Annotated in this window: 7 protein-coding genes; 2 read left to right on the top strand and 5 right to left on the bottom strand. The window is 35.2% G+C overall.

The genetic code is table 11. From position 1 onward, the window contains the following. Nucleotides 1–42 precede the first annotated feature (42 nt). Nucleotides 43–2,358: an outer membrane protein assembly factor BamA gene (gene bamA, locus deia_RS03580; protein ID WP_146820793.1), complete on the top strand. Its 2,316-nt coding sequence runs from the start codon at nt 43–45 to the stop codon at nt 2,356–2,358. 71 nt (nt 2,359–2,429) lie between these two features. Here bamA and dnaB read toward each other — a convergent pair whose 3' ends face one another. The 5 genes from dnaB to fabD form a co-directional block, all read right to left on the bottom strand. Continuing rightward, nucleotides 2,430–3,968, bottom strand: a complete 1,539-nt coding sequence (dnaB, locus tag deia_RS03585) for a replicative DNA helicase (protein WP_146820794.1) — start codon at nt 3,966–3,968, stop codon at nt 2,430–2,432. A gap of 180 nt (nt 3,969–4,148) precedes the next feature. Next, nucleotides 4,149–5,567: a Do family serine endopeptidase gene (locus tag deia_RS03590; RefSeq protein ID WP_146820795.1), complete on the bottom strand. Its 1,419-nt coding sequence runs from the start codon at nt 5,565–5,567 to the stop codon at nt 4,149–4,151. 23 nt (nt 5,568–5,590) lie between these two features. Then, the gene (gene dnaG / locus deia_RS03595) at nt 5,591–7,273 is read right to left on the bottom strand and encodes a DNA primase (RefSeq protein ID WP_146820796.1); all 1,683 of its coding nucleotides are present in this window, start codon (nt 7,271–7,273) and stop codon (nt 5,591–5,593) included. Nucleotides 7,274–7,275: 2 nt separating this feature from the next. After that, the gene (locus deia_RS03600; RefSeq protein WP_161982846.1) at nt 7,276–8,886 is read right to left on the bottom strand and encodes a M48 family metalloprotease; all 1,611 of its coding nucleotides are present in this window, start codon (nt 8,884–8,886) and stop codon (nt 7,276–7,278) included. Nucleotides 8,887–8,978: 92 nt separating this feature from the next. Then, nucleotides 8,979–9,929: an ACP S-malonyltransferase gene (fabD, locus tag deia_RS03605; protein ID WP_146820798.1), complete on the bottom strand. Its 951-nt coding sequence runs from the start codon at nt 9,927–9,929 to the stop codon at nt 8,979–8,981. A 58-nt stretch (nt 9,930–9,987) separates the two neighbouring features. On the opposite strand from fabD, the gene glmS reads away from it, so the two are divergent. Beyond that, a complete protein-coding gene (glmS, locus tag deia_RS03610) occupies nt 9,988–11,832 on the top strand; it encodes a glutamine--fructose-6-phosphate transaminase (isomerizing) (RefSeq protein WP_146820799.1) in 1,845 nt (614 codons plus the stop codon). The last annotated feature ends 305 nt before the right edge of the window (nt 11,833–12,137 follow it).

Raw genomic sequence — 12,137 nt, forward strand, 5'->3', positions numbered from 1 at the left:
ATTAAGTATTAGATTTTTTCTAGATTTATCTATAAAGCGATTTTGTCTACATTCATTGTATTGATTTTTTGCGCAATATCAAATGCACAAATTGTTCAAGATGCAAAATTAATGCGTAATGGCAGAATTGACAAAGAAAGTGTTTTGCTGTATTCTGGAATTAAGATTGGAGAAGATTTAAACCCGGATAATATATCAGATGCAATAAGAAATTTATACGATACAGAGGCGTTTTCATCTATAAAAGTTACATTTGAAAATGGTACTGTGGTCTTTGATTTACTTGAAAATCCTATTGTAAATAGAGTATATTTTGATGGATCGGAGTTTGTAACATATGACAAGGTAAAAGATGAGCTGCAAATTAAAGAGCGTGGAATATATTCGCGTGCAAAGATTAAAAATGATGCACAAAAATTAGAATTTGTGTATGCAAGTAATGGGTATTTATCTGCAATTGTAGAGCCGAAAGTTGTATTACTTGAAGGCAATAGAGTGGATATTGTATTTGAGTTTTTCGAAGGAAATAGATCGAAAATTGAGAAGGTTAATTTTCATGGAAATGAAAAAGTGAAAAATGATAAATTATACGAGATTATACCAATTAAAAGCAGAAATAAATGGAATATTTTTTCACAAGGTGACGATTATCAGGCAAATATGCCAAGTTTATTGCAAAGCACCCTATCAAATTACTATAAAGAAAATGGCTTTATAGATGTTTTTATAGAAGACATAAATGCGCAATTTGCAAGAGATTATCCAGCTGTGGCCTTTAATATTTATATTAAAGAGGGTGAAAAATATACAATAAGGGATGTTAAAATTGAGAACAATGTATCAAATTTAACCATGCCAAATGTAATAAAATTTACTCAAAAACTAGGTCAGGTTTATAGTCTCGAAAGAGCGTCGATAGATTTAGAAAAGGTAAGAAATATCGCATATAAGCTAGGCTTTGGATATACAAATGTACTGCCAAGAATAGATAAAATTAGTGATAATATAGTTGATATAGTATATGTTATTAATGATGATGAAATTCAAATTATCAAGAGTGTAAATATTAGTGGAAATGAGAAATCAAAGGACTATATTATTAGAAGAGAGCTATTATTTCAAGAGGGTAGTGTTTTGATAGATAGAGATTTACAGAGATCTGAAAACAGGCTTAGATCCCTTGGTTATTTTAAAGAAGTAAAGATACAAAAGAGAAACATTAAAAACTCCAAAGAGGTAATAGTAGATGTTATTTTACAGGAAGAAAATCGCAGAGGAATGCTAAATCTTTCTGGTGGATATTCAAATTTTGAAGGAAAGGTGTTAAGCTTTGGAATGGCAAGATATAATGTCTTTGGCAAGGGCTACGATATATCAACAGATTTTTCAAGCTCTGCAATTATGCAAAGTTTATCTGCTGGCATTTCAACTGCAAGATTTGGAGACTCAAAATTTGGCGGCGGTATTAATTTTGGAATATCAAGTTTTGATGCAAGAAAATATGGCATTAATTACCTTAGTAAATCATATTCCATAACGCCTCATTTATCTTATAGACTTGGCGATAATCTATTTCACTCTATATATTATTCCTACAGTAAAAGCTCTATGACAAATACAGTTCCAGCAAATGCTGCATTTCAAAGATCCCTGCTAAATGATCAATATCGCAATACCGAAACATCATCTATTATTAACAGTATATTCTACGATACTAGAGATAATTTTGTACTGCCAAATATTGGTACAAGAGTTGGTGGGTCGCAAACTATTGCAGGCCTTGGTGGAACTCAGAGATTTTTCAAGCACGACTTTGAATATACAATATATAAGCCAATTATCAGCAGAAGTGCAACTTCTATGTTTTCAATTAAAATGGGTAATATATCAGGCTACGGCGGGGAGGATGTATTATTTCAAAATAGATACTGGGTTTCATATTACAACATGCGTGGTGTCGGTTATGGGGGCATTGGTCCAAGACTTGTGGAAACAATGCCAAATGGCAAGCAATATGTTGATGTTATATCTTATCGTGGTAATAATTATGCGGTTGCAACGCTTGAACAGTATTTTGGAATTCCGTTTATAAAGGATACATCATTTAGAATGTACGGCTTTGCTGATTTTGGTGCACTATACGGCTTTGATGGGCAGGGTTATAGGATTAATTCGGTTGGAAATACAGAGGAAATATATGATTCCAGAAAGATAAGAAGTGCATTTGGATTTGGTATAGCAATTCCAACGCCAATGTTTGGCTTAATTAAGTTTGATTACGCCGTTAAAGTTAATGTTGACAGATACGACAATGTACAGAAATTTAGAATATCTCTTGGCGGCATGCCGCTTAATTAACCACATTATTTATCGCCTTTTGTTTATATTATTTTGCGGATTTATTAATTATACAAGAAAAATTAGCAATACTAGTTTTTTAAATCATGAAATGCAGTTCTTGACTTGTCAAAGAATAATTTCACGCTTCCAGTTGGACCATTTCTGTGTTTTGCGATGATTACCTCTGCAACATTTTGCGCCCCGCCGACGAGTTTTACATCCCCTGTGTAGTTGTCAATAACAAAGGTTCCGTCAAGGTTTTTCATAGGTTTGCCATACATTTTGTCAATCCAAGCTTGATAGTCTTTAGTGTCTTTTGCCTGAACATCGCTTGGATCACTCGGTGGCTTGGGTTTTGTCTTTTCAAGGTAGTATTCCTCGCGATAAAGAAACATTACAATATCTGCATCTTGCTCAATTGAGCCTGATTCACGAAGATCTGAAAGCTGGGGATGTTTATCATCGCGCGCTTCAACCTGACGAGAAAGCTGGGAAAGGGCTATAACGGGTATATTGAGCTCTTTTGCAATTGCTTTTAGGGTTTGAGAAATTTCCGAAATTTCAAGCACTCTGTTATTTGCACTTGCCGATTCAGACCCACGCATAAGCTGTAAATAGTCGATAAACACTGCGGAAATATTGTGCATTTGTTTTAGCATTCGACATTTTGTACGCAAAAGCGATGTTGAAATTGCAGGTGTATCGTCTATAAATAGTGGAATTTCGTTTAAAGACAAGGCTGCATCTTGCAATTTTGCAAAATCTTGCTCGCTCATTTTATGCCCTGCAGTGTCTGCTTCGCTGTCAAATTTCGAGTATTTACCGGTTCTTATCGCAACTGAGCTTACGCCTGAAATCATTGATAAAATACGCGTTGCTATTTGGTCTGACGACATTTCAAGTGAAAAAAGCGCGACTCCACCGCCATTTCCCCTACTGTGTTCGTAGACTGCAACATTATATGCCATATTTACGGCAAGAGCTGTTTTACCCATTGACGGGCGGGCGGCTAAAATTAGTAGATCAGAAGGGTTAAAACCGCTTATTATCTCGTCAACATCGACAAATCCAGTTGGAAGACCGCTTAAAATATTGCTATGACGGGCTTTATCTGCTATTGCGATGATATTTTGTAAAAAAGTGCCGATTTTCTGTGGGGAATTTGAAACTCCACCTGTCTCATTTCTAAGATCAAATATTCTTTTTTCAGTCTCTGACGCTATTTCTTCTGCTGTTTTGAGGGCTGATCCATCTTTAATTTTGCCCGCCAAATCTATCAAATTTCTCTTTGTATAAAGCTCTTTTACAATCATGCAACGCTCTTTAAGCGGGATTAAATCTGCAACACGAAGTAGTAATTTATTCAAATACCCCTTACCGCCTTGAGCCTCAAAACCCTCATCCCCTGCGAGTTTATGTGAAATATTGGTAACATCTGCGACACTTCCTTTATTTATCAAATCTTGTGTTATTTTGTATATTTTTTGGTGTAAATCAAATGCAAAATGATGATAGCTAATATAGTTTGATGTAATGTCAAGATTTTGGTTATTAACTATCAAAGCGGCAATTATATCCTGCTCTGCATCGTGGTTTTGAAGTACATTTTCCACAACTTGATCTTTCATCGCAAAATAATCATTAATTACAACAGGTTAATTTGGGAAAAAATAAAATGCAATGTTTTTCTATGGTTTTGATATTTTGTAATTTTATACTCTTTTTTTATAAGATAAACAAAATTTACCTTGCACCAAGAAATATCAATCCATTATAACCTCACCATTAACAGTAAAAATATATAGAGTTTATTTAATCGGCACGCCAAGTGAAATATGCACGCCTTGACGCCAGATTTTAAACACAACATGACGCTTTCCAGATGCTTTTACAATTTTTGCAGCCTTTTCCATGTCGGATGTATTTTTAATCTCATTTCCATTTACATGCGTTAAAATATCGCCAGTTTTCACTTCGCCAAATTCTGCCAAGATTTCATTTTTAACATCAACAATAACAACGCCTGAAATTTCATCCGGAATGCGAAGCTCAAGCCTGCGATCTTTGGTTAAATTTTCCACAACAAGACCAAGGGTATTTTTAGCATCAGATTTATCACTTTTTAGCCTATCCATCTCATTATTGTCCGATTTTGATTCCTTTAAAATAACATCAATATTCATCTTTTTCCCGCCTCTTTTAATCTCAACATTTACCTTGGAATCAGGCTTTCTTGAGCCAATATATGAGGTTACAGATTGCATATTTTCCGCCTTTTTGTCGTCAACTGCGACTATAATATCTCCAGTTTTTATGCCGGCTTTTTGCGCAGGAGAGTCTTTTGCAACGCCATTTACATATACACCTTCATTCTTTTTAACCCCAAGCGCCTCAGCCATTTCCTCGGTTAGTGTTTGAATTTCAACGCCAAGCCATGCACGAGTGATTTTTTGCTTATTTTTCAGCTTTTCAATGATGTTTACAGCTGAATCTGATGCAATTGCAAAGCCAATTCCTACACTACCGCCAGATGGGCTTAAAATCGCAGTATTTATGCCAATTACCTCGCCACATAAGTTAAACATTGGGCCGCCGGAATTTCCTTGATTAATTGGCGCGTCAGTTTGAATAAAATCGTCGTACGCACTTTGACCGATAGATCGAGATTTTGCAGATACAATGCCAGTTGTAACCGTTCCGCCAAGCCCAAATGGGTTACCGATTGCAAGCACTTTATCGCCAATTCTTGCCTCATTTGAAACGCCAAATTTAGCAAAATTTTTCACCCCTGGTGTCTCGGCTTTAAGCACAGCAAGGTCACTTTTTTCGTCAGATCCTATGATTTTCGCCTTATATTCCTTGCCGTCGTGGGTTTTAATGGTTATTGCAGTTGCGTCTTTAATAACATGGTAATTTGTTACAATATGCCCGTCTTTATCGATGAAAAAGCCAGATCCTAACGCGGTTGATTTTTGCTTAATTTTCTTTCCACCTTGTGGAACATGTGGAAAAATTGAGCCAAATCCGTGCATTCCAAAAAAGTCTTCAATTGGGGAAATTGTTCGCTCTTTTATGCTAACCGTCGATATATTTACAACAGAAGGTATTATTTGATCCACTAAATCTGCGTAGCCATAGGTAAAATCGTAATTACATTTTGAAGTTGCATTTGCAAAGCTGCACATTAAAAATGCCGATATAATCGCTGAAATTCCTGCTTTTTTCATAAATCTAACTAAAGCCTTTTTATTTATATAGGATAATTTTTTAATTTTTCAAGTAAAATTTGTTTTTCTTTTATCATAATTTGAATTTTTTTTGTAATGTCGTCTTCTGAATTTGCCATTTTTTCAATCTCCGCCTGCAATTTTTCTATTTTGTAGCTTATACAAAGTCGTGCAAATTGACTAACCATTCTATCGTCTTTACAGATATTTTCTTTACCTGCAGACTTAAAAATGTCGATTTCATCTATGTCATCAATCTTGCCGTTTTCCATAATTTGCGCAAAATATCCAGCAATTTGCTCGTTTTCTATTTCAAAATCAAATTCAACGCAAGTTGCAAGATCTTCCCTTAAATTGACCAAATAAACGATTAAAGCAGAGATTTCGTCAATTTTTGACATACTTGACTGCCTAACTGCAATTTGCTGTAATTTGTCTTTTTTGCTAAATTTTGCATTATACATCTTGTCTTTGAAGTATTTTATGTACTCAAATTTGATATTTTTATTCTCAATTAAATCAGTAATTTCCTTGATTTTATCGCCTAAACTTGCAACTTCATTTGGCTTTTTAAAATCAACATCTTTAGATAAAAAATTCCAGATAAATTCATAAATTGCCATGGCACGATTTTTCTCAGTCATCATCGCATCTTTTCCAAATTTTTGCAAATATTCATCGGGGTCTTTTACAAGATTTTGAGATATAAAAAACGCATTAAAGCTTGAATCTATCGTCTTTAATATGATTTTTGCAGTTTTAAAAGCGGCATTTTGCCCAGCTGTATCTGCATCAAGCCAAACATAAACACTTGAAAAATAGCGTCTGAGCAGGGAAATTTGCGCATCCGTTACGGCCGTTCCAAGTGGAGCAATTGCCGGAAAGCCGCCCATACAAAGGGCTATGACATCCATGTATCCTTCTGCTAAAATTACAAAATTTTCCTTTAAATTCACCGATATTTGCTTTGCATTTGCAAGATTATAAAGGCTCATTCCCTTTTTAAAAATAACGCTCTCAAAGGAATTAATATACTTGGGCATTGCATCTTTTGTAAGAGACCTTCCGCCAAATCCAACGCAGCGATTTGACGCATCAAAAATGGGAATTATGAAGCGATTACGAAAAATTGTATACATTTGCCCATTTGACTGTTTTACTGCGCCAGATGATATAATTTCATCCGCACTAAAGCCATTTTTTACCATTTCGTCAATTAATAAACTGTATGAATCAGGTGCATAGCCAAGAGAAAATAAATCAATGTAATTATCGCTAATTTTTCGCTCTTTTTGAATGTAATCCATGCAAATTCTGCTGTTTTTTAGTGAATTTTTGAAAAATTGCAATATAAACTCGTTAATTTCAAAAACACGCTTTTGCATCGAGTATTCTTTAGTTGCAAAGCTTGATTTTGGCAGTTCAATGCCGCTAATTTGCGCAATTGACTCAAGAGCTGTGCGAAAATCACTTATATTATCGTAGTCTTTAATGAAATTTATAACGTCACCACCCTTGCCACAGCCAAAGCATTTGTAAATTCCACGCTCGTCATCAACATGAAAAGATGCAGTTTTTTCCTTATGAAATGGGCAGTTTGCCTTAAATTTCCCAGCACCATTTGGCACTAAACGCATTCTTGCCGAAATGACACTTGAAATTCGCACTAAACCCTTAATATGTTTTGCTATATCTTCAAAATCCATATTTATAATGTTGCATAAAGGTTACTAATTTCATTTCTGTATTCCATATAATTATTGTCAATAGCGTCTTTTAAAATTGCTTTTGCATTTTGCCTATCGCCATTTATTATCGCAATTTCAGCAGACATAAGCGCAAAAAGCCCAGCTATATTTTTTTCTTTTGCAATATCTACTAACATTTGTCTTGACTCAATATTATCCGTGTAAATCAAAGTAATAGCATATAATATAGCTATACCGTCGTTTATATCGCTTTGATTTTTCCCATATTTTGCAAGACACTGCCCATATTCAAACTCTAAAATACTATTGTTTCTTACTTTTGACCTAATTATGTTAAAATAATATTTTGCCAAATCAATTTCACCAATTGCACAATAGCTTTGCGCCATTGTTTCACTTACATAAATGTCATTTGGTCTCATTTTTAACAAGTCTTTACCACTTTCAATAACAGCGCTATAATTACCATCTGCTAAATTTGAAAACATTTCTTTATAAAGCTGATAAAATAAAGCATTATTCGATAATACACTTGGCACTCCAGAAATACTTGTATTAATTTCAGTAAAGCTTGATTTCTTTAAAAAACCAAGTATTTTTGCACGAACTCTTTGAAATTTATCCTCTATATCACTATCAATCTTCAGCGTAGTTAAATCTTGTGAATTTGCCGCCCTTTCCATCCACGTTAATCTGTCTTTTGGTAATGGATGCGTCATGAAATACTTTGATAGCTCAGGTACATTGCCCATTTTTGAGTCAAAATATCTCATTAATTCAAGTAATCCTTTTGAAGAATTTCCAGAAAAATCGAGCAATCTTATGCCAATATTATCCGCCTCTGTTTCATATGCTCTTGAATACGACATCATGCTTTGCTGCGCAATGGAAGACCCTGCAGCAATAGCGCCAATACCAGTTGCAGCAATTGCACCGCTTGTTGCCGCAGACGATGCAGCAATACCTGGAGCAGCACCTGCCGCCATGGCACCAATCCCACCTGTTGCAATGGTAAATAATCCAATAAGAGATGCCGCAACAACGCCATCTTTCGCAGCCTGCGATCTATCAATTTGCCCACGAACAAGATGTGAATTTATAATATGACCAAGCTCATGCGCAAGAACCCCACGAGTAAGATTCGAATTTTTATAACACGCTAAAAGCCCAGTATTTACAAATATTTTACTGCCACCTGACACAAAAGCGTTTATTGAGTCATCGTTGACTAAAAAAAACTCAACTTTTCTAACTCCGCCCTTTTTCTGCGTCTTAAAAGCAAGGGTACTCACAGTATTGAAAGTCTGCTTCGATTCGGGTGCTTTATAAACAGGCACAGGCCTTGTATAATAAGCAAATGTTGGTTTATAAATTGGAGATGGCTTATCAGTTTTTGAGGCAAGATTATTTTTATTATCAAGATTTAATTTTACGCCTGTTTCAACTGCAAGAAGTGGATTTGTTAAATCTTGTAAAAAAAATTCAACCTCAACATCACGAATAACCGATACAGCAAAGCAATTTATTGTAAATTGATAAAAAAATACCAGAAGTAAAACACGCCTTACCAAATTTTTGATTCTAATTTTACAAGGCATGAAAATTTTCATAAATATCATCTCAACAATTTTGCTTCCATAAAACGCAATACCTAAATTCCAAAAACTAAATACATTACGACATTATGGAAGTTACATAAAAACTATAAAATCGCCTTATTTGCAAGAATTTCATCCATACTTTCAATTGAAATTGCATTAATCTTCTCAGCAATTCTTTTAGTAAGACCACCCAAAACCTTACCAGCGCCAAGCTCAAAAAGCCTTTCGTAGCCAAGATTTTCAACATACATTATACTTTCTCTCCATTTAACTGTTCCAGTGACTTGTAGTGCAAGAAGTTTTCTAATTTCGTCAGGATTTGTCGTTGCAGTTGCTGTGAAATTTGCAATTACAGGAATTTTTGGCTCGCGAATTCTTATGTCAACTAAAGTTTTTTCCATTTCAAGCCTTGCTTTTTCCATCAGTGGACTGTGAAAAGGACCAGAAACTGGCAATTTTACAGCTCTTTTAATGCCAAGCTCTTTTGCAACTTCTATGCTTTTATCAATTGACGCAATATGCCCGCTAATTACAGTTTGACCGCTTGAATTGTCATTTGCAATAACTAAAACTTCGCCAGAAATCGTAGATTTTTTAATTAATTCTTCAACTTGCTCGTCACTTGCGCCTAAAATTGCAGCCATACCTCCAGTTCCTTTTGGTGCCGCTTCATTCATGGCTTTTCCACGAATTGCAAGAATTTTTGCCGTGTCGTGTAAAGTAATAGCCCCACTTGCACAAAGCGCTGAATATTCTCCAAGTGAATGCCCGCAGACAATAGAGCACATTTCTTCAATTTTCTTACCAGTTTCTTGCTCAAGTGCGCGAAGAACTGCAATAGACACACACATTAATGCTGGCTGTGCATTGTAAGTTGCCGTTAATTCCTCAGCATTATCGCCAAAAATTATGTTTGATAATTTATATCCAAGGGCGTCATCAACCTCGCTAAAGACATCTTTTGAAACCTTATAATTTTCAAAAACACTCTTTCCCATACCGATATACTGCGATCCTTGACCGGGAAATGCAAATAATGTTGTTTTTATCATTGACTTATAAAAATTTAAGATTACTATAAACTAAAAATTTTAATTGTCTAGTTTTTTTATGTGTGGCGTTATAGCTTTGATGAAGCATAAAGGCGATGTGGTTGTTGATATTTTGCAATCACTACAAAGACTTGAATATCGTGGTTACGATTCATGCGGTATAGCCGTTGCAAATAATGCGAAAATCCAAATTGTTAAAGAAACCGGAAAGGTTGAAAACCTTGTAAAATCATGCAAAAAAGCTAATTTAAACGCAAGTATTGGAATGGGACACACAAGATGGGCAACGCATGGATCTGTGACAACCGAAAATGCACACCCTCATACATCTGGTGAAATTGCCGTTGTTCATAACGGTATTATCGAAAACTACATGGAAATTAAAAACGAACTCCTTGCAAAAGGATTTACCTTTAAAAGCCAGACAGACACTGAAACTATCCCTGTTTTAATAGACTCTTTAATGAAAGATGGTAATGACTTTAAAACCGCCTTTACTAAAGCAATCTCAAGACTAAAAGGTGCTTTTGCAATTATTGCAATTTGCGCAAGTGAAAAAAACACAATAGCGGTCGCTAAAAACCAGTCTCCACTTGTTGTTGGCTTTGGTGATAATCTATCAGTTGTTGGCTCAGATGCATTTAGTATAATATCCATTACGAACAAAATGTCATATTTACTCGATGGCGACTACGGCTTTGTAAGCCTTGATAAAGGTCTTGAACTATTTGACAAAAATGGCGAAAAGGCGATTCGTGAAGTAATTGTATCACAATTAAACCTCGATGCAAGCTCAAAAAACGGCTATGCACATTACATGCTTAAAGAAATACACGAACAACCATCAATACTTTCAAATATCGTAAAGCAAAACTTCACAGAAAACGGCATGAATATTGAAAATTTCGATAAAATCGACTTTACAAAATACAAAAGAATAGCCATAATTGCCTGCGGAACATCTTATTACGCCGGAACAGTTTGCGTAAAATACTTCGAACAATATGCAAAAATGAGCTGCGACTGCTATATTGCATCCGAATTTCGCTATCGCGCGGCAATAATCGACAAAGAAACACTTTATATTGGAATTTCTCAATCAGGTGAAACCGCAGATGTAATTGGGGCAATAAAAAACATAAAAAACGCAGGCAGCACAATGCTTTCTGTTATCAATGCACGCGAGACAACTATGCAATTTTTATCAGATAGCACAATTGGCTGTGAAGCGGGGCCTGAAATCGGCGTTGCATCAACTAAGGTTTTTACCGCGCAAATAATGACAATTTTATCCCTAACCCTTGCAATAGCTCAAACGAAAAAACTAATCTCGCTTGATGAAATAGCGCAAATTAAAAAAGATTTACTAGATGCAATATCCAAGATACAATCCTTACTAAACGATAAATCTTGGATAAAAAACATCGCTCAAGTTTCAAAAAATATCAAGGATTACTCAAGCATTTTATATCTTGGACGCGATATTTCATACGCTCTTGCAACAGAGGCCGCACTTAAAATGAAAGAGCTTACCTATATCCACTGCGAAGCCCTTGCATCTGGTGAATTAAAACACGGATCCATCGCTTTAATTGACAAAAACATCCCAGTTGTAGCAATTGCTCCAAGCTCTTGCCTTTTTGATAAATCTGCGTCAAATATTGAAGGAATATTCTCTCGTGATGGGCGTATTGTTTTGGTCTCAGACAAAGCCGGAATTGACTATTTTGCCAAATTTACAAATCAAATCTTAGGCAGTATTGAAATTCCAGAAACAAAAGCACACACCATGCCTTTCTTGTACGCACCAGCCGCGCAGCTTATGTCTTATCACGCCGCAAGCCAAAAAGGACATGATGTTGACCAGCCACGCAATCTTGCAAAATCGGTGACTGTTGAATAATAACGTTTTAATGACAATATGAATAAAAAAAGTTTTAATATCAATAATAAAAAATCTCATATTTCTCGTGTTCCCAAAATTGGAACGCAAAAATAATAATATGCCACAAATTACACAAAATAACACTCAGACAAAATCAGAAGACTGGTATAGTGATATCACGCAGAAACTACCTAATAATCCTATTGATTTTAACGTAACTGAAAGTCAAAAAACGACAATCATCCTTACTTAGAATGTATAGCAGACGAACCTTCTCATATTGCAATAAAAAGATTTCTAAAAGATTGGTCTAATCGCATAAT

Source organism: Candidatus Deianiraea vastatrix (assembly GCF_007993655.1).
GTDB lineage: Bacteria > Pseudomonadota > Alphaproteobacteria > Rickettsiales > Deianiraeaceae > Deianiraea > Deianiraea vastatrix.